We start from the raw sequence: 22,786 nt of genomic DNA on the forward strand, positions 1-22,786 counted from the left end.
GCATTTGGAAAATTTTGTGCAACCCCCCCTCCTCAAAATCCGAACTCGGTTCGGCACGAACCGAGTTCGGAATCGGAAATAGAAAAACCCCCCGCAACTGCGGGGGGTTTTTCGTAGCCTTAGCTAATCCACAAGGATTGATTAGTTGGGGCTTGTGAAGTACTCGGTGGTCATATTCGTTCCCGGCAGGCCAGGAAGGGCATAACCGTTCGTCCAGTCAAGATCATAGATGCTCGCGGACGTTGATGTTGAGCGAGGCGACCAGACCAAGTCATTATGCGTACTTTCCTTAGCTGTCGTAGAGGCGGTGAACATATTACCAGCAGTTTCTGACGCTAAATCAGAACCGGTAAACGCAGACGGGTACGCGGCATCGCCGTCAAGCTGGGCGCTAATTGTTTCAACGCCTGTAGCCGATTCAACATTAGCCACGGTCGCTCTGAAATCAAAGTATCTGGTAATGCCTGAAGGAACAACATAAGTGGTTGTGGCATTGCAAGTAACCGTGCCTTTGTCAGGGTAAACTTCAATAACTAATGGGCTGTCATTGGCGCTCGGTGTCTGAGCCGTTTCAGTAATCGCATTTCGTCCATTGACACAGTTTCCGTAGTTCACTAAACCATCGGTTGTGAAAGAGGAATCAACGGTTGATAGACCGCTGTCGGTGTAGGCATACAGGCCGTATGTTGAAGTTGTTGCCGTAACAGAGGATGAACCGATTGTGAAGGTCCACTTGTAGAACGCAACATCTCCGCCGGTTGCGGTAACGCTGAAACGATACAGAGTTTTGCCTGACTGGGTTCCGACTGTCAAAGAGTTGTTCGGAACGGCAAGTTTAACAAATGTCGGGTAGGCCTTGTTAATACGGATGCCGGTAGAAGAAGTGTCGTTGGCGGAAGGCGTAATGTTGCTTCCGGACGCCACACCAACTCCGTAGTTTCCGTTGGTTCCCTCATTGTTGCCGTCATAATCAACTTTCAAGAATTCACCTGAAGCAGTGATTGGCCCGCTATTTGTTAGCGCGGAAATGTCTCCTTTTATGATCAGCACTTTAGAGCTGTCTTTAGGAATAACAAAACCGGTAAGCGCGCTGGATGTCGCGTAGTCAGATGAAGGAAATACCGCTTCACCCACTTGCGTTGAGCCATCCCACAAAGTCACCTTTCGTTCAACAAGGCTGGTCGGAGAGTTTGAGGCTCCGCCGGTAAGCTGAAGCGCTACTTGTTTGAGCTCAATGTTTTCGTCTGAGGCGCTAAAGCGAATCTGTGAAAGAATCACTCCGGTTGAGCCGGCATTTACAAGCTTATATCCCGGGCTTCCGGCATCCAATGCGACAGAAAGGGAACCTCCGGTAGCAATAGTCATTCTTTGTCCATCAGAATCAGTGAAGGTCTCATCCACGGTTTGTCCGCTGGTAAGTCCTGTGGCGCCGGTAAAGGTTTCGCCATTATTAAGACCCCAAGCATAAATGGCGCCGCTTGCGGCAGAACCGGAAACATCACATTTTAAGACGAGCGTTTTTGAAGTTCCTTTGGCAAGAGTAAGTCCTGAACCGTCAAAAGTGAAGCTGGTTGAAGAACCCTCCGTAGTCGGATTCTTAATGTTTGCCGAGTTAACAACCGTAGAGCCGTCGTACATCTTACAATTGGTAAGGTCGGTTACCGCGCCGGTCGAAACCATATCATAGACAACCGGCAAACTGGTGATACGAATGTCTTCACCAGAAGCAGTTACATCAAGAATGTAGTTGGCAAAGACAAATTGCGAAGCTCCCTGAATTACGGTTTGCGCGATTGGAATGCTTGAAACCGAAACCGTCAACGCTCCGGATTTGACTGTCATCAAGCTGAAAGTCAAAGGCGAGGACGGACTCGGAGTAATGGTGTTGCCGGTAACCTGTCCGGTAACAGTGCCCCAAGCCGAAGGAGTGGTGGATGCCTGAAATGTATCATCGTTTTCCAGGTCAGTTCCAATCTTGCCTTTCAAAATGTATGAGTGGACTCCGACTGGGAAAGTAACGGTGTCAGAGAATTGAATTTCACCTGTTGCGGTACCCGCGGCACCTGAAGCATTGCCTTCCGTGGCAACTCCATCAACTGGTCCGGCAATAACCGCTCCATTTTCGTCATACAAGGAAACACTGGTGATGTCGTCCGCGTCTTCTCCGGACGCCTCGTTTTCAAGGTGAACGTTGAAGTGCATTGCCGCAACAGAAATTGGCTCGCCTCTCACATCAACCGTGAAAGCGCCCAACGGCTGGTTTGCCAAGTTAATGGCAACGTTCTGGGCAGGCGCCAAAACAGAGTTGGTGGAAACAGTCATACTTCCCGTTGAAATCGTAACCTGGGCGGCGTCATAGTACGGGTCGTCCGCGTTGTTAAAGTCCGCGCCGTCAGTTGCGGCGGCCGCGGAATCAAGCGGAGGAGTTAATCCGTATCCATAGAGCGCGCCGACAAACGCGACATCAGTTCGTTTCTGAATATCAAAGTCAATATTTCGGTTTGAACCGCCTGAAATATCGCCTTTAATTGATATTTCTTTGAAGAATCCTTTAGGCATCAAAAGCCCCTTCCCGCTGTTTTCAGTAAATACAGTGGTGTAATACTTTCCGTCGGCGCTCACTGTCGGGTCATAAACGCTTCCATTGGCATGAACCTTGACATTTGCCAAGTCATCCTTGGAAGCCGAGCCCGACTGGTACCACCTGATGTATTTAATGTAAACATCTTCGGCAGAACCGGCGGTGAATTTAACTGACGAGAAAGTATAACCCGTTGTCCCAACTTCTTTGGTCTGGGATGAACCCGGGTCTAATGAACCGCGAGCAGGACCAGGAACCGTTCCAATGGTTAATGTTTCGTTAACCGTGTGGCCCGCGCCGGTAATCGGGAATGTGCCGTTAACAGCGGCGTTCGCGGCAACAGCGCTTATCGAAAGATACGCAATCTGTCCGCCGTATCCGCCACCCGATGTTTGAGCGTTTCCGCCGACAACCATCGTTTTGGTTTGACCGGCTTTAACAACAAAGTCCTCGGTCAAAGTTGCCTGATGAACGGAATTCAATGTTTTTACAAGACCAACCTGCGTTCCCTGATCATCCATCAAGATGAGTCCAGCAAACGCGGCGTCCTGTGCAAGACCGGTTCTTTCAATCGTGAGTGAATCCACCGTTACATCTCCGTCAGAAGACGCGGTGAAATTAACAACCGTGAATGGAACGCGCGTGGAGTTAACCGGAAACAAACTTGCTACCGGCTGTGTGCCGGCAGTAACCGTCAATCCGCTTCCAGCCGGAACAACGACCGGAGTGGTTGGGGTTGTTGGAGTTGTCGGCGTAGTCGGAGTTGTTACAACCGTTCCGGCAACCGCGTTATATTTGGCTCGCGAAATTGAACCAAAATATCCGACAGCCGGAGACACTCCGTTAGCTGCCTGCCAAGCGGCAACCGCCGACTGTGTTACAGAACCAAAGTATCCGGTTGCGCCACCCGAAAATGTGAAGTGGCCGGTACCGGTCAGATAGTTCTGCAAGCAAGTTACATCATCGCCTTTAGAACCCACTGTCAGGTCGTTGGCGAAACTGCAAGCTCCGGCAGAAACTGTGCCGCTTGTAGCTTGACCGCGCAATGACAAGTTAACGTTATTGACCGTGGTTTGGTCAGCTCCAAACGACTGCAACAGCGAAATAATTGACTGGATCTGAGCCTCGGTTAAAGCCGCGCTCGCGACCGGAACCAAAGCGGAACCCGCCAATAAAATCGCAGTTGACACAGAAACAATGGCCGAAGCCACTTTTTTGTGTTTTGCAATTAATTTACTCATAAATAAATTTTCATTAATTGATTCTTCTTCATCCCGCGCTAGCGAGATTTCAAAAAATCTTCAGAGAGTAAATACTTAACCTCGACAAAGTTAAGATTCTCTCTTTTTAAATAATCCAAACTGGTAAACTTTCGGTAAATGAGGCCTATCCTTATCAACGTAACCCCGCCAAATGGCGTACGGAATACATTTAATCGACCGGACCAAACCTCAACTTTAAAGCAATTTAATTTTTCTTTCTCAGATCATCAATCATTTCAGTCGCGTTATTAAATTATCAAAGTTCTCTATGCGGTCTCTCAAACGAATACGTCAAATCGAGCCATTGTCTGGCTTTGAAATACGCTCTGCACCTCAAACAACCTTGCATCCATTTCTGATAATCTGCATTAACTCTTATTATAATTCCCCATTTCAAGCCTGGCAAAATAGCCATATGTGGATAACTTTGGAAGGCAAAATTGGGGTTTCTTTAGGCTACTAAAAAGCCCCCTTCAAGTCAATAAGGGGACAAAAAATAAGTATAATATATGTATTGTGTCAACCCGCTAATTTATATCGGCGCCATCTTTTTTCGCCTTCTTTTAGCAAAAGACCTTCGCCGGCCATTCCAACCAAATCCCGCTGTAAAGTTTTCTCGCCTATCCGCCCCCTAAACACGCCTGCCAGCTCCCCTACGCTAACCCAATCTTTCTCTTTTATAAAAGAGATTATTTCCTCTCGTCTTTCACCATTACCCTCCTTCACCTCATTATTCTCATTATTCCCATTATCCTTTTTATTTTCGGTTATTTCAGTTATTTTATGGTTTTCAAGAGTTAAGCTTTGATTATCTTGTTCTTGTTGTCCATTAGATATTTGTCCAATAGATTTATGTCCGATATGCCCAACAGCCGACGGCTCTGGCAAAATATCATATCTTTTCTCAATTAGATGGTCAGATAGACTTTTGTATTCTCTTTTTAACACCTGAAAATTGGCATCTGATATAAAAGACCCTGAAGCCGCAAGCTCAAAAACCCTGACCGATTGATTTATTTTTTCAGTTACCCGGTCAATCTGCCGCACCCTGTCATTGGGAGGAGCGGTTTTTACTTTTAAAAGCGATTCAAAAATTTCCAAACCCTCGCGGCGCAAAAGCCATTTTAAGGGCTCCGAATCCGAAAAAAGATCGGTCACCCGATAAAGCGCCTCGGTCAATTTTTGCGAGCGTTCGTAAATTTGTTCCAGGTGACCATTTTTTTCGCCAGACATTGTTTATAATTCTAAACGCCCCAAAATTTTTTGCAAATCCAAAACGTGCAGAACCGAGTTCTGCGTCAGAACTCGGTTCTGCACGAAGAAAAATAGCGGACTCAATTGAGTCCGCCACTAAAAATGTGTTTTTTGCTTTCTACTTTTTGGGGGTTAAAACCTTCGGGTCAAGAATAAAACTCTGGCCCGGCGGAATCATGATTAAACTGACCTTATCGCTCAAGCGCTGGATCATCTGCCACTGTATCAGCGCCGGAGTCAAAGAGGCAGCCAGCTTGGCATTGGCTTCGGCCTGCTTGGTTGCGCGCTCTAGAGTCGCCTGCCCTTCGCCCTTGGCTTTTTCAATAACCTGTAGAGCTACGAATCTGCTGGCTTTGACCTTTTGTTCTTCCTCAAGAGCTTTTTGCGTGGCAATCTGTTTGGCCTCAATGGACTCCTTGAATGCTTTACGGAAATCAATGTTATCCAGCAGCAAGTCAACCACTTCGATAGAATAGGGCGAGAGTTCTCTTTCAAGGCGTTCGCGGACTGTCTTCCTGATTTTTTCGCGGTTTGGGGCGATGTCCACGCTATTGTATTTTACCGTTTCGTCCTTAAAATTTTGTGCAACACGAGGCCTTACAAGAACATCGAAATAATCCGGACCAACGGTCCTATACAACTGCTGAATGGTCTGAGGCGACACACGAATATTCAATGTGGCATCAACGAAAACATCCTGCGTTTCCCGGCTAAAGGAATCCAGCTTCTTAAGTTGGTGGCTTCTGACGCGAACATTAGCCTTCAACACGCTTTTCCATGGTGCCACAAACTTCGGACCCTCTGAAATCTGTCCCGTGATAGCGCCAAACTCCGAAATCACGCCAACCTCCCCGGCCGGTATCTGATAAAAAGATGAGACAAAGGTAATGATGCCCGCCAGAGCAAAAACGACATAACGCACAAGCCTTGGAAGGATACGCAAGTCTTCTGGGAAAAATTTTTGTGCGAAAGCAAAAGCAACAAAAACCAGTCCCAAAAGAACAATCACCACTATCCAACCCATTCTTTTCTTCCTCCAAAAAAATAAAGGTGCTACCTTCGCCAAAAGCCCCGAGCTTTCGGCAACCAAAACCCAAAAGCATTATACACACCCCGAAAAAGTTGTCAAGTGTGATTACTATTTATTTGCTCTCCAAAACCCCCACACCTACTTTTCAATACTTCGTTTGCGCTTCGCGCTTTGAAAAGTAGGCGTGGGGGCAAATCTTAGACAAATTGAATTTATGCAATGGCGTTTGCCGGTGGTTTCTTTCGGCCCGTCATCAAAAACATGGCCTAAATGCGACTTGCATCTGGCGCAGACGACTTCGACTCGCTCCATCCCTCCGGAATCGTCTTTTTTAAACTCCACCGCGCCGGGAAGCGCTTGGTCAAAACTCGGCCAGCCACCGCCAATGCGGGGCAAGCCGGTTCCGGAATCAAACTTGGCATCGGACGAAAAAAGCGGATTTCCGCACGCCGCGCACTTGAAAGTCCCCTCTCTTTTTTCATGTAAAAGTTTTCCGGAAAACGGCGCCTCCGTCCCCTTTTCGCGCATTACATTATATTGTTCTGGGGTTAGTTTGTTTTTTATTTCATTCTCATCCATATTATTTTTTAAAATCTACTAATTTCTATCATTAACATTCATCAACGGCCGTTGATGAATGTTAACTTAATTTCTGGTTTTAGTTTTTAGTAATTCGGTGAATTTTTCTTTTACTTTTTCTAATTTCGGATTTATCACTGTCTGGCAATATGACGCTGATTTGTTTTTAGCGTAGTAATCTTTGTGGTAATCTTCGGCCGGATAAAATTTATCTAAAGGTTTTATTTCGGTTACAACCGGCGCGCCCTCCGCGGATGACTCGTTAATTTTTTTAATGAATTCTTCGGCTTCTGTTTTTTGAGCATTGATCGTATAAAAAATCGCCGAACGATACTGCGTGCCGACATCCGCCCCCTGCCGGTTTAGCGTCGTTGGGTTGTGAGCCGAGAAAAAAACGATTAAAAGTTTTTCAAATGATATTTGCGCCGAGTCATATTCTATTTTTATTACTTCTGCGTAGCCCGTTTTACCCGAACATACCTCCTCATAAGTCGGATTGGGCCTAAAACCGCCGGCATATCCGGGCTGGACCGATATAACGCCTTTTAACATTTTGAAAATCGCTTCGGTGCACCAAAAGCACCCCCCGCCGAAAACAATTGTCTCTTTTTTGCCTTCCGTCATGTTTTAAGTTATACCAATTTTACCAAAAAAACTATTGTGGCAATAATAACAATTTGTAAACTTATTCCTGTAACGGGCATATCTCTTAACTTTTTGTAAGGAGAATGAATCCACTCGTGGAAGCGCTGCAAATAAATAATGGGACCTTTGCGTATGCGAACGTAGACAAACTGGAGCGCGTCCGGCGTAATTCCGCCCAAGACGCCAGCTAAAACAGCCGCAAACGCATTCGGCGAATAAAATAAAACAAGCGACAAGATTATGCCGAGTGCCGCGTCGCTTCCTATTCTTAAAATATCGCCAAAAAAATCGCGGTCAAATAAAAAACGAGAGCCGATATGGGGGTCTATGGAGCCGGATTTAATCTCATATTCCCAATGCGGAATGGCATCCAGAATAAAATGGGCTATAAAACCGGCAAAAAAACCGGAGATGGGACGCGACGGATTTAAACTGGCCACAGCCGCGCCAGCGATGGCATGAGTGGTTAATACCATAAAAATATATTAAGTCGAACTTGATACATTACAGGATTTCAAACAAATTTATAACCCCGGTTGAATAAAGCGCGTTAAATGCGAAATTTCCAGTCAAAATAACGGGCCAGATTCTTTTGAATTTATAATTCAAAAAACCAAGCGGCATCACAAGAATTTCATTTGGCAGAGGAACAATAGAAGAAAACAAAAAAAGCAAAATCATCGGCGCCCATTTGTGGCGCTCACCCACCCGCTCAAGCGCGACAATCGCCTTTCTCTTGTCGTCAATTATTTCACGTCCCAGACGCCCGACAATATAAGTAAAAGAATCGGCTAGGGTTACGCCGACGGTAATCAAAATTATTGTTATCCAAAAATTAAGACCGGCTCCAATAAACAAGGGCAAAAACGCCACGGCCGGCACGGGAACAGCGAGATTAAATCCGCTTAAAACCGCGACCGCGAAAATCCCGAAATATCCGTAATCGGCGACAAGTTCTCTGACCATGCCGTTTTCACGCGCGATTTGGGCAAGATAAAAAACCGCGATAATTATCAAAATTAGCGCTCCGCCTCTTACAAAAATTTTTGTTGCTATTTTTATCATTATAGTATAACATTAAAAATGGATTCTGTTTTTTGGCCTAAAATAAGGGTTTTTTAAGTACACTTGACAAAATACAGGAATAAGAATATAATAAAGATTGACACTTTGTAGAAAGGAGGGGCCCCAATGCACTGGCCGTAACGAGCACTAATACTGCCACCCTGTCAGTACGCCGCAGGGTTGGCAGGATTTTCCGAGGCGCCCCAGGGACGGCGCCGGAGGCCCGCCCCACATACCGCCAAACCAAGCCGGCCAACGGAGGCGATCATCATGCACCCTCCCTAGTAAGAATAGCCCTCTCCGCCGCAGGAGAGGGCTATTTTAATTGAAAAAGAATAATTTTAATCTATAATTTTATTATTGCGGGATCGTCTAATGGTAGGACACATGCCTCTGGAGCATGGTATCTAGGTTCGAGTCCTAGTCCCGCAGCAGAATTGAACGCAACGAACTCTGAATTTTGAGACGAGGGGTTGAAAAAAATCGCAAATCGCCGAAGAATGATTTTTTAAGAAGGTGTGAATAAGTTTTTGGCGCAATAGCCGCCAAAAAGTTAAAATAAAAGTGAGTAATTGACGCAAAGGTCGAGCAGTAATGTTAATAAAATTTCATAAATGAAAATTTTACATAAAATTGCTTTTTTGCTTTTGGTTGTGGGAGGCCTCAACTGGGCGGCATTGGCGCTTTTTAACTGGGAAATCGGCTCGCTTTTCGGCGGACAAACTGCCGCGGTTTCAAAGTTCATCTATGTGCTTGTCGGCCTTTCAGCGCTTTACGAAATATTCGGACACAATAAAAACTGCAAATCCTGTTCGACTTATCCGACAGCGTAACTCTCGCTTCCGTAAAAATCTAAAACCCCCGATACCATTCGGGGGTTTTAGTTGAAAATGATAGTGGCATTTTTTAAATGCCGAGATTTAACCTCTGGAAACATTAGACTTTCAAATACCGCCTGGTTGCAATCGAGCTTGAAATTACGCCGAGAACCACGCCAATTACCAGAAGAATCAGAAAAATCATAAAAAAGTTTGAAAGATAATATCCGAAAATATTCGGCCCCCCGAAAAATCTTTCCGTAGCCGGACCAAGCCATAAAGTTATCGGATAAAAAATCGCTATGGTAATTACGGCCGAAATTACGCCGTAAAGAACTCCCTCAATCATAAAAGGCGAACGCACGTGGCGGCGGGTCGCGCCGACCAAACGCTTAACCGAAATTTCATCACGCGATGTATAAATCGCGAGACGTATGGTATTGAAGACAACAAGCATCGCGATTAAAGAAAACACGACTGTGGCGCCGAAACCGGTAGCGCGAGCCGCGGCCAAAAATCCGGAAAGCCGCTCAATAACCACCTGATTCTGAAAATAATTTATTTTATCTATCAGCGACGAATAAGCGCTTGAATCCAAAAATCGCGCGATAACTTCATATTGGTCGGGGTCTTTCGCGCGGATATTCAAACTCGCCTGCAATGGATTTTCGCCAAGCTCGTCAAGCGACTGGGTTATCAAGGCGTTAGCGGCATGGCGGGTTCTGAATTTATCAAGCGCCTCTTCTTCCGAAACGTAGGAAACGGATTTTACCTGCGCCAATTGAGATAGCGCCGATTTGGCGTTTAAAATTTCTTCTTCGGTTGAATCCTTTTTGAAATAAACGCCGATATCAACCTGCTCCTCTATGCGCGAAAGGGCCGAGGTCAGAAGAACATTGGAAAAAATAAGCGAGCCTATCATAAAAAGAGCCAGCACCATAACCAAAATGGCCGCGAGCGAAACCCAGCCGTTTCGCCAAAAATTCACCGTCCCCTCCTTTATCACCCTTCTTAGCTGGACTTTCATTTTTATATTTTAACTTTTATTTTTTTAATTTTAAATCAAATGACGTAGCGGCCCTTTTTATCGTCGCGAACCACCCGTCCTTTTTCCAGAGTTATAACCCTCTTCTCAAGCGAATTTACGATATCGTAGTTGTGGGAGGCAAGAATAACCGTTGTCCCCAAATTGTTTATTTTTTTCAAAAGTTCGATGATTTCGCGCGTGTTCATGGGGTCAAGATTTCCGGTGGGCTCATCGGCCAAAACCACATCCGGCCGATTGACAATGGCGCGGGCGATTGCCACGCGCTGTTTTTCTCCTCCTGAAAGTTCATGCGGAAAATGCAGAGACCTGTGTGTCAATCCCACCAATTCCAAAACCTGCGGCACGTCACTAGCAATATCTTCATCGGAAGCATCCGCGGCTTCCATGGCAAAAGCAATATTTTCGTAGGCGGTTTTGGTCGGCAAAAGCCGAAAATCCTGAAAAATGGAGCCGATCCGGCGGCGAATTTGCGGTAATTCGTCCCTGGTTGCTTCATGCACATTTATTGATTCAAAAAAAACTTTTCCCGAAGTCGGTTTGTCCTCGGCCAAAAGCATTTTTAAAAGAGTAGTTTTGCCAGCTCCCGAATGCCCGACAATTGAAACAAACTCTTTCGGCTCAACGGTAAAACTGACATCCTCCAAGGCCGCGGATGTCGGCGAATAAATTTTTGAAACTTTATCGAAATAAATCATGCCAATTTAATATTTTGCAAAATTTATGCGGGGTTAAAAACTACAAATTTAACTCGGCATCAATAAATTCGTCTAATTCTCCCGAGAGCACCGCTTCAACATTGGAGGTCTCAACATTTGTCCGATGGTCTTTTACCATTTTATAGGGATGAAAAACGTACGAACGGATCTGATGTCCCCATTCGGCAGTGCCCTTTCCGGAAACAGGACGCAACTCTTCAATTTTCTCTTTTTCCTGGGAAATTTTCAACTGATAAAGCCGCGACCTCAAAAGTTCCGTTGCCCGTTCGCGATTTTGGACCTGCGAGCGCTCTGTATCCACATGAACGCTGATGCCAGTGGGTTTATGAGTCAGACGCACCGCGGTTTCGCGCTTATTTACATTTTGTCCTCCAGGACCCGAAGAACGGGCAAAGCCGGTTTCAATATCTTCGGGCTTTATTTCAACGTCTTCGGGCAAAACCATTTTCGGCATCACTTCAACTAAAGCGAAAGAGGTGTGGCGCAGTTTTTTGGCCGAAAAAGGCGAAACGCGAACAAGTCTGTGCACGCCCGACTCGCCCTTAAGACTGCCGTAAGCCGATTTGCCTCCAACTTCAAAAGTAATATTCTTATACCCGCCCGATTCATTTTTATGTTCATGAAGAACGGAGAAGCTCCAGCTCTTTTTGCCGACAAAGCGAGCATACATTTCAAAAAGGATTCGCGCCCAATCTTCGGCGTCATCGCCTCCGGCTCCGGAATAAATTGATATTACGGCATCGCCCTTATCGTATTTGTTTCCAGATTTGGATTTTTCCTTAAGCTGATTAAGCTCTTTTAGGATTTTTTGCGCTTTTTCTTTGTTTTGCCAAAAATCCAGCTCAAGCATTTGCTTTTCAAGCCGCTTAATTTCTTTGGAAAATTCGCTCATCTGCCTATTTTAACGTAAAAACCTCTGTTTTTCAATAAAAACGGGGAAATTAATCTTGGAGTATCTTTACGACTTCGCTCGAACTTACTTTATCAAAAATTCGTGAATTAAGGAAGTCGCCCCGCCGCCGCTCGCCTCAAACTGCTTGGCGAAGATTTAGAATATTTTTTGCCCCTAAATCCAAAAATGGTTTTGTAGTTCTTTTCTCCAAAAAGTATCGGATAAAAATTTTCTTCCGCTATAAGCTCATGTTTACCATTCGTGGCAAATACTTCGCCTTTATGTATAATCTTGTAATTTTTGATTTTCTTTAATAATTTGTATCCTTTTGGTTTGGCAACTTCAGAAACAACATCAAAATACTTTGCGACCGTTTTGCTTTTGGGTAGTTTAATATCAACGAGGCCAATGTAACAAAATAATTTTTTAATATCCGTTACGATCTTTTTAAGCGCGATTGAATTATTGTCTTTCCCATATTCAAAAGCGAGGCCAATTTTCGCTTGGGAAATTAAAGCGGTATCTCTTGTTGCGTTCATAATCAGCACGTACTTGGGTCGCATTGCTTCGATGCATTTTCTTGTATTTATATCGAGCTTCGTAACGATAACGGCATCTTTTAATTCGCTTTTTGTGGAATGGATGTCAATTACAATATCCGCTGATTTTACAATTGGCGAAATCTTGTAAGCGAGCTTCTCCTCGTGATTGCCCTCTTTTTTGCCGGGAAACGATCGGTTTAAATCTTGATCAATAAATCTTTTTCGTAATTCAAAAGCTCTCCTATTGGCAACCTGTGCAACAAGAGTGTCTTTATCAATATTCAATTTTTTTATTTCTCTCACGACTTTTAACCCGATTCTTTCGTCGCCGTGAGTTAAAATGTTAAGTATAATTTTCATGTTTATATTTTAGCGTTTATGACTACTTGTTAAAAATAGGGGTTGTCGTTGCCGACAACCCCTATCTGTCGACTTAGATCTCGCATACGCCGCGACAAGCATCAATGTATCCGATAATCTCCGTGATACTTGGCGTTGCGCCGAACATCCGAAACTCGACCGTACCCGTGGACGGTTTGAACCGGATGAGATCCCAAACGTTCTTTTCTCCTCCTTTTGAAGTGATGTAGATCATCATCCCCGAAAAGTCGGAGAACACAGGAGGAACGCCATCAGTTTCCGCCATAGTCCGGTACGCGTTGATTCTCTTGGAGCCGGAGTGGTCGCCAAGAAAAATGAGGCGATCAACGATGTCTTTCCGGCAGAGATTGAGGATTTGTACCGCTTCCTCACCGCTTACCGAAATATGGACATGGACAGCGGCTACCACTGATGCGGCTACACGTCTTTCGTGCGGAATTGATACCCAGATTTTCTGGTGGCGTTTGTCAAACAGATTGACCTCGAATGCGACAACCCGCTCTTCCTCTGCGAACTCTGAATGGTCGAATGCCAGATCGAGTTCGGAAGCTGCTTTGAGCAGCACTTCGTCGTTGGCGACGAGTGCCTCCCTTACCTCTGCCATGTCACGACACGGCGGCGTCCTGTCCTCGATCTGTCCAGCAAAGAGTTCGAAACCGAACTGCTTCTCTGGCATTCCTCGTTCACGGGCGATCTGATATACGCGTGGAAGCAATTCACCGATCGCGGGAACGATTTTGCCTTGAGCGTTTACAATAAAGCGCTCTCGCTCAACACCGAAAGTTCTCATGGCTTACCTCCTTTTATTTTGAAAGAACTGCCCAGCACGACATTCGTGCTGGTGGCTACGCATTTTTTGATAAAATATCCAGCCATCAACACAAACTAAAAACTCCTCTCGCTAAGTCCGAGAGGAGTTTTGATGGCTGGGTTTAGGAGGATATATTAGGCCAAAGCAAAACTAGGACTTTGCGAGTAAGTCTGCAAAGCCCACCACCAATTCAATGAAATTATGTTTCGGTTGAGTTTCATAGGTATATTGAGATGATAGCAAATCCTAGTTTTGATATCAACAATTTCGCCAAGCAGTTTGAGGCGAGCGGCGACGGGGCGACTTCCTTAATTCACGAATTTTTGATAAAGTAGGTTCGAGCGAAGTCAAATCTTGGAGCCGGAGGGGAGATTCGAACTCCCGACCTTTGCTTTACGAAAGCACTGCTCTGCCAACTGAGCTACTCCGGCACAATTTTGGCGAGTACAACTGTTTCAACCAATTAATAGTTTAAAGATTTTACGAAAAAAATAAAGAGGACGCAAAAACTAAAAAAATATCTCCGCGTTCGGGAGCAGTGCACGGATTCTCTGCTGTTCATCGGAATTAAATTTGTTGCCCTCCAGAAACAAAAGCGAGAGATTCTTCAGCCGCGCGATCTCATCAGGGATAGCTGTAAGTTCATTAGAACTCATGTAGAGCGCGGACAATCCTCCAAGCGATAATATGGCTCTGGGAAATTTTTGAAAAAGATTCGCGTTTAGCGACAGCACCGAAAGATTTGAAAGTTTCCCGATGTCCGGCGGGATACGGCTGAATTTATTATTATCAAGCGCGAGCACTAAAAGATTCTCCATTTTAAAAATGTCCGGAGGAATTTCGGAAAGATTGCTGTTATTTAAATAAAGCTCCCGCAGATTTTGGAAACGGCCGATATGCTCAGGCGCGGCTTCAGCCGCCGAACCGCGCAAATCAAGCACGCAGACTTTTTCGGGATTCTTAAGCGCGACTTTAAGGTCTGTATAAATATCAACATCCGCGCATGGCTCGACCGGCGGCGCTATAACGGTTTCAGCCTTTTTACGGGCCGGCAAGATGCTTAATAAAAACAAAAGGCCCGCCAAAGCGATAATTAAGATTATTCCGTATTTTGCCTCAATTTTCGGCCTCAAAACATCCATATATAATATAGTATAACAAATTCTGTTAATAAGTTCTTTTGCGGATAACGAATCTCTGCGCTATTATAAAAAATAATGAAGCGGTTTGCGCAAACATTTCTGGCAGTTATTCTTGCCTCGGGCCTATACTTCGCCGTCCAATACGTCATTGCCGCCTGGCAGGAGCCGGCCTGCGCGCCTCCGGGGTGCAACGTATCCATCGCGCTGGTGCCTTCGGGCGCGATTATGATGTTCACGGAATCATGTCCGTCGGAATGGACTCGTTTTAACGCCCTTGACGGACGATTTGCTCGAGGCTCGGACACATACGGCGCGACAGGAGGCGCAAGCACGCACACTCATCTTGTTCAGGGAGGAGTTGGAACTTTTATCGCGCAAAACGCAAGCCCCCAAGGCGGAGCCAATTCAGTTGCGGGAGATCACGGTCACGATTTCAGCACCATATCCAATTCTTCAAGCAACATACCCCCATATCTTGACATTATTTTTTGCAAGAAAAACTAAACCGAATTCAATCTTTTCAATCTTAGAATTAAACGCTTCTTAATGTCGCGTTTATTATTGAATTAACAAAATTTTAAAACTCTATAAATCCGGGCGGCTGTTGCACTGGAGGTTCGGATGGCGCGGGAGGTGAAATCGGGCCTGATGGCTCGGACGGAGCAGGAGGTTCAGACGGCAAGCCGTTTCCTTGCTGGCCCTGCCCGGGCGCGGAAGGCGCGGATTGCTGGCCCTGTCCTTGAGACTGTCCCGCAGGCGCGCCAAGACCCCCGCATTCAGCCGAAACATTCGTGGCGTATAGATTCGGACCGCTCATGCTTGTGGTAACCGACTGATTATTGTCAGTTACGCTCCACGATGTATTGCCGTTCGGAGAACGAAGGGCGGAAGTCGTGATGTATTTATTCGTTTCGCAGGCGATCGTAAACGATCCGCTTTCGCTCGCCGACCAGGATTTCTTCTCGGTTGTTGAAGTATCATGCCACACTTGCGTTGAGGTTTCGCGCCATTCCCTTGTTGACGTATCGCGCCACACGCGATTTTCCTGACACCGAAATTCAGTGGCATAAATGACATCGTGCAGGGAAGGCATTTGATTCCAATATGATGAACAGTCGGAAAAGCTCTCTTCATGGCAATTAACACTGCCGCCGCTCTCGCTAGTCGCTCCGCCTACTTGTTCCGGCACGCAAACCACTCCTATAGCGCCGGCAATCTCCCAACGACCGCTTTGCTGTTCTTCCCAATAGCCACTTGTAATGGTCTCCCAATAGCCGGACTGCGTATCTTCATTCCGGCTTCCTGACGCCGTAATCGTGTAAGAAACGCTCTCGTTTGACGCGGCAAAAGCGACGCCGAAAACGAAGAACGCCGCAAATCCGGACAAAAATATATTTTTAAAAACTCGGCTCAACATTTTAATCACTGTGTGAAAAGCGGAAGAATATCTATGGCGCCTGCCGTGATAACACGTGAATTCCGATACGCCTCTGCCGCCTTAACCATAATAGGATCGCCGACATGCGCGTCTGAAAAAACCGCGGGGCTCGCAATCAATTTCTGCCCCCCTCGCCCGTCGGATTCGCCGCTGAATTCAAGTTTCGCGAATTGCGTGCCCGCCGTAATCTGAATGGTCGCGTCCCGACGGATAATCACCTCTTTCTTCAAGAGCAGGTCGCTGTCAAATCCGGAAACAAAATAAAGTTTGCCTCCGGCATCAATGGATGTAACAATCGCCTGAAAATGGAACGGCGTATCCGAGTCAATGACCGCCGATGTTTCTCCGGCTTGCCTGGACCCGGCCTGCCAGAAATAGACAACAGCGACAACCAAAACGATAAAAATGATTAAAATTACAGCGTTTTTTGAGGGCATAAAATATAAAAATTAAGCTGTTATATTAATATGATAGCAAATTGCGCCTCTGTAGATATTCTGCGCTGTGGATAAACGCCGACTACCCTTTGCAAAAGTTCACTATACTAACAATGTTCAAAAATAACTAAAAAAGAAGGCCACCCCGTTGCCGAGGTGGCGTCTTAAATTTTCTGATGTTATTAGATCAAGGGTGTTCTTGCGCTACCTCGATTTTTTCTGCTTCCAAAAGGGCATTCAGGATTCTTGATAATATGCTTAGTGCTTCAGAGGAATCCATCCCCTCTTTCCAATCAGTACCCCCTTGGTTCGCCATTCCGGAACCGTTTCGCTCTTCATCAATAAGCTTAACGCCACCGGCAAGCGAATTACCGACCCAGAAAGGATCTGTGTAATAAATGGAGTAATCGACACATTGCACTGCCTCGTTCTCGGAATCACTCACACATATAGTAATTCCTTTTAATTTATCCCCGTGCGCTTCTTTGATTGGCGCCAAATCAAAACTAACGAAATACCTGCCGCCTTTAATTATTCGGACTATTTTTGACATTCGAGTCCTCCTTTTTCAAAAAACTTTTGGCTAACAAAACGCCTATTCTCTAACAGAGAGGTTAGCACGCAATATAAATTCTGTCAAGGTTTTCGTTATGGTTCAGTGGCAAAGAAGATTTTTATTATTATTCAGCAACAAAAAGTTCCATTTCCCTGTACCCGCCTTCGCATCCTCCTTCGTCAGAGACTTCGGATGGACGCAGTAAAGCTACGGAGGGCAAAGAAAAAGTCTCATAAAGTGCACTTTAGGAGAACAGGCTTGCCCCGTACCAAGCTTTGCTCTGGTACTGGGGTCAAAACCTTTTTGAAGTTGGTTGTTGAATAAAAAAAGCGCTGGAATTCGCGTCCAGCGCAGTATCTTTACACTTAGTGAAAATTACTAGCGGCACTTTGATCTGTCGAACTTTATTTCTACCTCCTCTGTGAAATCATACACCGAAACAGAATGCGTAATAATCATATTTTCGTGTTGTTCAACCTTGTTTTCGGCCGTGTTTGGCCTTTCAATCACGAATATGCCTTTCCCGACAAGCATGGAACAACCGATAACAAACACAGAACCAAAAGTCCCTGTTGGCCTTATGTCTGGATGAGGGTTGGCAAGCCACACATTTACATCACCTTGATTCGGATTGTAAACCCAGGTGTTAGTGTAAACATGCACTGTCGCTTTCCCTATATTGTCGTTGATTTCAAACGACGCACGATAGCGATACCCCAACGACTTGTCACTGTTGCCATAGGCAGTAACCGATACCAGTAAAAAACACGCAATAAGCAATGAACAGGCGGCGTTTTTGAGCATCTTCTTCTCCTATGGGAGGACCTTTCTTACAAAAAACTTTGAAATGCGGCGCCTCTTTCTAAAGTACCACCGACACATAAAAAAACAACCCACCGGAGTTTTCTTGTTAGAACCTCTGTTTTGGCGGATTTGAATTCTGTGGACTGCCGTCTAATTCGCTTCAGAAATATTGTTAGACGCTGATAGAGAGTAGCGAGTCGTTATCTTGACTATAAATTCTAAATGATTATTATTAACAGTAGAATAAGCAATATTTAAATAGCACAGGATACGAGGAGGAATGTGCATGAGAAAGGTTGTGAAGAAAACGACACTTTGGCGATGTTCAGTATGTGGCGCTGAATACAGAAAGAAATCCGATGCTCAAAAATGTGAGGGTATGCCAGTTGAAGAGCAGAAGTTTAGGGTCAGTGATCAAGTAACCAACTCAATGGAGCCGCGTGTATGCTCGTCAGGTGGCGAATACCGATTCAATGGGAGAATCAGTAAAGTTTTTGGACCGCAGCCGCCAGATGAAGAATATTGGAATAAGTGGCTGGGCGGATTGCCCAAAACGCATGTTTTCTATTACGAAGTCACTTACAAATGTCCCAAGTGTGGGCAAAAGAAAGATGCTACGTACTTTGGGCCAGAACTAGAAAAAGTAAAATAAATATTTAAAAGTGCTATTGCTCACACCTTGTGGGCTTTTTTGTTAGAACCTCCAAGGTTTCTGAAATAGAAATGGCGATTGATGTGTGATGGCGCCTCTCCTACGCATCCTCCTTCGTCAGAGACTTCGGACGGACACAGTAAAGCTACGGTAGGGCAAAGAAAAAGTCTTAAAAAGTGCACTTTTATAGACGACCCGCCTTCGCCAAGGCTACGGCGGGCAAGTGTTACTGCGTCCTTCGAAGCTTTAGCGAAGAAGGAGAACCTCTCTCAAGGCGCTACCTGATCTTTTGGATAACGGTTTACTGCGCCCTAGAAACGCTCTAAAACGCTGATAGAAAGCGAAATTTTCATCAGCCTATTGTTTTTTTGCTTATAGGAAGTATATTGAAACATAGACAGTTCAAACCCCTCGACAGGAGACACTGGGTATGAAAAATCTTCTTGGTAGTGCTGTTATTCTCATTGTTGGATTAGCAATCGGGCTTATACTGCCCAAATATCTTGGAGGAGAAAAAAATACAATATTGATATATGCTCTGCAAAACAAGAAAGATCCTTCAAAAGTAGTGGTGTCTATACAGATCTTGGAAAATAGTGAGGCGTGGCTAGCCTACAGATTTTCGCTGGAGAACAAAGGCAAAGATGCGATTCTGGCAGGATTCTCTGACGAAGAATGGAGCAGCCTTGCTTTAGAAAGCCAGAGGCCCAAACATTTCAACGCCAGCGCAGATTTTGAAAACAGCTTCCGCCTCCGTTACGTTGAACCTGAATAATATTTTGCGAGCTGAACACTATAGATGAGGTCCAACAGGGACCTCTTTTGTTAGAACCTCTATTGAACTATCACAATATCCTTTCTTTTTCAGAAGAAATTATCGTCGGCGTAAAAAGCGATTCTCTTTCCCTATACAGGGAATGTAACGATGTTAGAACCTCCAAGATTTTTGAAATTTAAATAACTTTAGCGCGGCTAAAACGTCAAAAGTCCAATAGTGTGCGGGTAGGGGGAATCGAACCCCCTTCTCAACCTTGGGAAGGTCGCATCATGCCATTAGACCATACCCGCGAAATTATTTTTTAACCAGCACGCCATCTGTCCACTCATACGGCAAAGAATAAATTTTGACATCGGCCTTGACCAGCGCGCCGTTTAACCACTCGTTAAAATCTCCGCCCTCTTCTCGCAGAACTTCCGACAAAATGTCCTGGCGCGCCTGCGGCAAAAGAGCAAACTCTTTGAACTCATCAACACTCCAACCATAAAGACTCCGGGAGGCATTTTCAAGGCTGTCGGCAGCTTTTTGCCAGGCCGCCTCAACTCTTTTTTTAGCTTCTTTACGGTCAATTCCTCGCGTTTCAAGCTCGGATTCAATCAATTCATTCATAATCAGCGATATAATTATGCCTCGTTTCGCCGTTTCTTCATCAATCGGTTCCAGGGTCGCTCTCCGATAATATTCAAGGCCCGAAAGCCGGTCGTAATATTTTCCGGCCCAAACGGAACTGCCGTTTACATTAATCAGCGGGTAAACGCGAAGATTCGCTGTAAAAAAAGATAAAAGCGCCAGCGCGACCAAGGCCGCCAAAATATAAAAAACGTATTTCATCGATTAAAATTGAAAAGACCGGTAAAAAAGCCGCCGATTTCAGACAAAAAAGACGAAAATTTTCCGGGTTCGTTGTCCGCGCCCTTTTGCCGGCGGTCAATTATAGTCATCAATTCCTCGCCGGGTTTTGCTAAACCGAATTGCCGGCGCAATTCCTTTTCAAGACCGTAAGAACTGGATAAATAATCCAGTCTTTTTTCCAAATCGGCCGATTTAATCGCGATATCCGCGCGCTCTTCCCTGACCCCAATATAAGCCGTCCGGGCGTCTCTTGCCCCGATATACGCTTTTATCGCGGCCTGCCCCAAAAAAATAAGCATCAAAAACATAACGGCCAAAACCGGACGGGAATAAATCAATTTTTGGTTCGGATTTCGCCTTTTAAAACCGGCCATTAAATTTATTATATCATTTTTTGGCATTGCCGAATTGACGGCCGGGGTTTATGATAACGGCATGTTTCTAAGCCCTAAAAATAAGAAAAGATACGGCGCCATCTGGACTGCCATCAGCGTTTTAGCCATTATCGCGATGATAATTTTTCTTATCATCCCGCTGATAAGCGTTTTCTAGTTCCGTCGTATCATTTTTATAAAAACCTCATGGGGAATCTGAACGCGCCCGAATTCTTTGAGGCGTTTTTTTCCCTTTTTTTGCTTGGACCAAAGCTTCATCTTGCGTGTTCTGTCGCCGCCGTAAAGATATCCGGTAACATCTTTTTTAAGCGCGGGCAAAGTTCTTGAAGCTATAATCCTGCCTAGAGATTGTGCCTGAAGTTTCATCGCAAAAAGCTCTCTGGGTAAAATTGAATAAAGTTTTTCAACCGCGTCTTTGGATTCGCGCTCAATACGAGACCTGGAAACCACCCGGCTGAAAGCCGGAACTATACTGCCATGCACCAAAATATCAAGGCGCGCCACATCAGCTTCACGTAAATCGCCGGGCTTGTAGGAAAAAGAGGCGTAACCGGACGTGGAACTTTTTAATTCATCAAAAAAATCGCGCATCAGCTCGCGGAGGGGCATTTCGGCTTGAATCAAAATACGGTTTTCGCCGAAAATATCAGTGCTTAAAACGGATCCCTCGCGGCTTTGAATAAGCTTAAGACTGGGGCTTAAATATTCTGAAGGAACTATAAGCCGACAATCGGCCCACCTTTCTTTAACCGATAAAATATCGTGGTCGTTCGGGAATTCGGATGGCGCGAAAATAAATTTTGTTTCGCCATTTTTCATACTTATTTCGTAGGCCACGGTGGGAGACGCGGCAACGACTTTCATTCCGAATTCGCGCTCCAATCTTTCAAGAACTATCTCCAAATGCAGCATGCCCAAAAAACCCAAACGCATCCCGCGGCCCAAAACACTTGAAGATTCTTCTTCGTACGAAAAAGAGGTGTCGCTTAAATGCAGGCGTAAAATTGCTTTTTTAAAATCGCTGAAATCATCTTCTTTCAACGGATAAACGCTTGTCCAAACTACCGACTGGGGTTCGTGATAGCCGCCCAGGGCCGGAGCCGGATTCAAGACAGACGTAAGCGTATCTCCCACTCTAACCTCGGACGGATTTTTTATATTGGTCGCGATGTATCCTATTTCTCCGGCTTGCAATTCGGCGGCCTGAGATCGGTTTGGCTTAAATACGCCTATTTCTTGTATCGTGAACTTAATTCCTGACCGCACCAACTTTACCTCGTCGCCTTTTTTGAAAATGCCGTCAAAAACTCGGATGTAGGCGATGACTCCTTGATGAGCCGAGTAATCAAAATCAAATATCAAAGCGCGGCGCGGCGATTCAACGTTCCCTGAAGGCGCAGGAACGCGCTCAACGACTTCTTTTAAAAGTTCCTCAACGCCTTCGCCCGTTTTTCCGGATACTTTAAGAATTTCTTCAGTCCCGACGTTTAAAATCTTTTGTATTTCTTCTTCAGTTTTTTCTACCCTTGCGCCCGCTAGGTCAATCTTGTTGACCACAGGAACTATTTTCAGCTTCAATTCGCGAGCCATATCCAAAACAGAAATCGTCTGGGCTTCAACTCCTTGAGTGCCGTCAACCAAAAGAATCGCCCCTTCCACCGCGGCCAGAGCCCGTGAAACTTCGTAAGCAAAATCAACGTGTCCTGGCGTGTCTATTAAATTCAGTTGGTAGTTGATAGTTGATAGTTGATAGTTCATCCGGACCGGCTGCATTTTTATGGTTATGCCTCGTTCGCGCTCCAATTCCATTGAATCCAAAAATTGCTCGCGCATTTTTCTTTTTTCTATTGTGCCGGTCAATTCCAAAAACCGGTCAGCCAGCGTTGACTTGCCATGGTCAATGTGAGCGATGATGACGAAATTTCGGATATTTTGCATACCCAGTACAATTACACCGATTTATAATTTCGCAATCTCATGCCAAACCACCTTCGACCCCTTGTGGTTTTTAAATATCTTTCTCTTTGTTGAGCGTCCTCTTTGTTTAAACATGCTTCATAATATATTAACTTCAATGGCCTGTAATTATCGCCATCTTTATCGCTATG

24 protein-coding genes and 3 tRNA genes are annotated in these 22,786 nt (G+C 45.2%); 5 read left to right on the top strand and 22 right to left on the bottom strand.

What is annotated here, in order from left to right:
- Positions 1 to 141 precede the first annotated feature (141 nt).
- From HYY55_02190 to HYY55_02220, 7 genes are all read right to left on the bottom strand, one after another.
- Positions 142 to 3,822 (bottom strand): peptidoglycan-binding protein, encoded by a 3,681-nt coding sequence (locus tag HYY55_02190; protein ID QQG46631.1) that lies wholly within the window; start codon positions 3,820 to 3,822, stop codon positions 142 to 144.
- Between the two features lie 540 nt (positions 3,823 to 4,362).
- A complete protein-coding gene (locus tag HYY55_02195; GenBank protein ID QQG46632.1) occupies positions 4,363 to 5,076 on the bottom strand; it encodes a hypothetical protein in 714 nt (237 codons plus the stop codon).
- A gap of 139 nt (positions 5,077 to 5,215) precedes the next feature.
- Complete coding sequence (locus HYY55_02200) at positions 5,216 to 6,121, bottom strand: prohibitin family protein (GenBank protein QQG46633.1); 906 nt, start codon at positions 6,119 to 6,121, stop codon at positions 5,216 to 5,218.
- A gap of 144 nt (positions 6,122 to 6,265) precedes the next feature.
- Positions 6,266 to 6,706 carry a peptide-methionine (R)-S-oxide reductase MsrB gene (gene msrB, locus HYY55_02205; protein QQG46634.1) on the bottom strand — a complete coding sequence of 147 codons (441 nt, stop codon included), beginning with the start codon at positions 6,704 to 6,706 and terminating at the stop codon, positions 6,266 to 6,268.
- A gap of 66 nt (positions 6,707 to 6,772) precedes the next feature.
- Entirely contained in the window at positions 6,773 to 7,330 is a 558-nt protein-coding gene (gene msrA / locus HYY55_02210; protein ID QQG45780.1) for a peptide-methionine (S)-S-oxide reductase MsrA, read from the bottom strand.
- An 8-nt stretch (positions 7,331 to 7,338) separates the two neighbouring features.
- Complete coding sequence (locus HYY55_02215; protein ID QQG45781.1) at positions 7,339 to 7,827, bottom strand: hypothetical protein; 489 nt, start codon at positions 7,825 to 7,827, stop codon at positions 7,339 to 7,341.
- 28 nt (positions 7,828 to 7,855) lie between these two features.
- Positions 7,856 to 8,416: a VTT domain-containing protein gene (locus tag HYY55_02220; protein ID QQG45782.1), complete on the bottom strand. Its 561-nt coding sequence runs from the start codon at positions 8,414 to 8,416 to the stop codon at positions 7,856 to 7,858.
- 361 nt (positions 8,417 to 8,777) lie between these two features.
- Between HYY55_02220 and HYY55_02225 the strand changes: the two genes are divergently transcribed.
- Positions 8,778 to 8,848 (top strand) — tRNA-Gln (locus HYY55_02225).
- A 182-nt stretch (positions 8,849 to 9,030) separates the two neighbouring features.
- Positions 9,031 to 9,249 (top strand): DUF378 domain-containing protein, encoded by a 219-nt coding sequence (locus HYY55_02230; protein ID QQG45783.1) that lies wholly within the window; start codon positions 9,031 to 9,033, stop codon positions 9,247 to 9,249.
- A 103-nt stretch (positions 9,250 to 9,352) separates the two neighbouring features.
- Here the strand turns inward: HYY55_02230 and HYY55_02235 are convergent, their stop codons facing one another.
- From HYY55_02235 to HYY55_02265, 7 genes are all read right to left on the bottom strand, one after another.
- Positions 9,353 to 10,222 (bottom strand): ABC transporter permease, encoded by an 870-nt coding sequence (locus HYY55_02235; protein QQG45784.1) that lies wholly within the window; start codon positions 10,220 to 10,222, stop codon positions 9,353 to 9,355.
- Between the two features lie 74 nt (positions 10,223 to 10,296).
- Positions 10,297 to 10,977 (bottom strand): cell division ATP-binding protein FtsE, encoded by a 681-nt coding sequence (gene ftsE / locus HYY55_02240; protein ID QQG45785.1) that lies wholly within the window; start codon positions 10,975 to 10,977, stop codon positions 10,297 to 10,299.
- Positions 10,978 to 11,017: 40 nt separating this feature from the next.
- A complete protein-coding gene (locus HYY55_02245; protein ID QQG45786.1) occupies positions 11,018 to 11,890 on the bottom strand; it encodes a PCRF domain-containing protein in 873 nt (290 codons plus the stop codon).
- A gap of 107 nt (positions 11,891 to 11,997) precedes the next feature.
- Positions 11,998 to 12,792 carry a succinylglutamate desuccinylase/aspartoacylase family protein gene (locus HYY55_02250; GenBank protein ID QQG45787.1) on the bottom strand — a complete coding sequence of 265 codons (795 nt, stop codon included), beginning with the start codon at positions 12,790 to 12,792 and terminating at the stop codon, positions 11,998 to 12,000.
- Positions 12,793 to 12,865: 73 nt separating this feature from the next.
- On the bottom strand, positions 12,866 to 13,603 hold the full coding sequence (locus tag HYY55_02255; protein QQG45788.1) for a hypothetical protein: 738 nt from the start codon (positions 13,601 to 13,603) through the stop codon (positions 12,866 to 12,868).
- Between the two features lie 376 nt (positions 13,604 to 13,979).
- A tRNA-Thr gene (locus HYY55_02260) sits at positions 13,980 to 14,055 on the bottom strand.
- A 78-nt stretch (positions 14,056 to 14,133) separates the two neighbouring features.
- Positions 14,134 to 14,766, bottom strand: a complete 633-nt coding sequence (locus tag HYY55_02265; protein QQG45789.1) for a leucine-rich repeat domain-containing protein — start codon at positions 14,764 to 14,766, stop codon at positions 14,134 to 14,136.
- A 75-nt stretch (positions 14,767 to 14,841) separates the two neighbouring features.
- On the opposite strand from HYY55_02265, the gene HYY55_02270 reads away from it, so the two are divergent.
- Positions 14,842 to 15,270, top strand: a complete 429-nt coding sequence (locus HYY55_02270; protein ID QQG45790.1) for a hypothetical protein — start codon at positions 14,842 to 14,844, stop codon at positions 15,268 to 15,270.
- A 73-nt stretch (positions 15,271 to 15,343) separates the two neighbouring features.
- On the opposite strand, the gene HYY55_02275 is transcribed toward HYY55_02270, so the two are convergent.
- From HYY55_02275 to HYY55_02290, 4 genes are all read right to left on the bottom strand, one after another.
- Positions 15,344 to 16,192, bottom strand: a complete 849-nt coding sequence (locus HYY55_02275; GenBank protein QQG45791.1) for a hypothetical protein — start codon at positions 16,190 to 16,192, stop codon at positions 15,344 to 15,346.
- Entirely contained in the window at positions 16,189 to 16,641 is a 453-nt protein-coding gene (locus HYY55_02280; GenBank protein ID QQG45792.1) for a hypothetical protein, read from the bottom strand. The genes HYY55_02275 and HYY55_02280 overlap by 4 nt, the downstream gene beginning before the upstream one ends.
- Before the next feature lie 187 nt (positions 16,642 to 16,828).
- Entirely contained in the window at positions 16,829 to 17,194 is a 366-nt protein-coding gene (locus HYY55_02285) for a hypothetical protein (protein QQG45793.1), read from the bottom strand.
- Positions 17,195 to 17,575: 381 nt separating this feature from the next.
- Positions 17,576 to 18,001, bottom strand: a complete 426-nt coding sequence (locus HYY55_02290; GenBank protein QQG45794.1) for a hypothetical protein — start codon at positions 17,999 to 18,001, stop codon at positions 17,576 to 17,578.
- A 286-nt stretch (positions 18,002 to 18,287) separates the two neighbouring features.
- On the opposite strand from HYY55_02290, the gene HYY55_02295 reads away from it, so the two are divergent.
- Positions 18,288 to 18,653: a hypothetical protein gene (locus HYY55_02295; GenBank protein QQG45795.1), complete on the top strand. Its 366-nt coding sequence runs from the start codon at positions 18,288 to 18,290 to the stop codon at positions 18,651 to 18,653.
- Positions 18,654 to 19,083: 430 nt separating this feature from the next.
- Entirely contained in the window at positions 19,084 to 19,428 is a 345-nt protein-coding gene (locus HYY55_02300) for a hypothetical protein (protein ID QQG45796.1), read from the top strand.
- A 222-nt stretch (positions 19,429 to 19,650) separates the two neighbouring features.
- Here HYY55_02300 and HYY55_02305 read toward each other — a convergent pair.
- The 4 genes from HYY55_02305 to lepA form a co-directional block, all read right to left on the bottom strand.
- Positions 19,651 to 19,721 (bottom strand) — tRNA-Gly (locus HYY55_02305).
- A gap of 4 nt (positions 19,722 to 19,725) precedes the next feature.
- Positions 19,726 to 20,262, bottom strand: a complete 537-nt coding sequence (locus tag HYY55_02310; GenBank protein ID QQG45797.1) for a hypothetical protein — start codon at positions 20,260 to 20,262, stop codon at positions 19,726 to 19,728.
- Positions 20,259 to 20,684, bottom strand: a complete 426-nt coding sequence (locus HYY55_02315) for a hypothetical protein (GenBank protein QQG45798.1) — start codon at positions 20,682 to 20,684, stop codon at positions 20,259 to 20,261. Before HYY55_02315 ends, HYY55_02310 begins: the two co-directional genes overlap by 4 nt.
- A gap of 147 nt (positions 20,685 to 20,831) precedes the next feature.
- Entirely contained in the window at positions 20,832 to 22,616 is a 1,785-nt protein-coding gene (gene lepA / locus HYY55_02320; protein QQG45799.1) for an elongation factor 4, read from the bottom strand.
- Between the last annotated feature and the right edge of the window lie 170 nt (positions 22,617 to 22,786).

Source organism: Candidatus Niyogibacteria bacterium (assembly GCA_016432485.1).
GTDB lineage: Bacteria > Patescibacteriota > Minisyncoccia > HO2-45-28 > HO2-45-28 > HO2-45-28.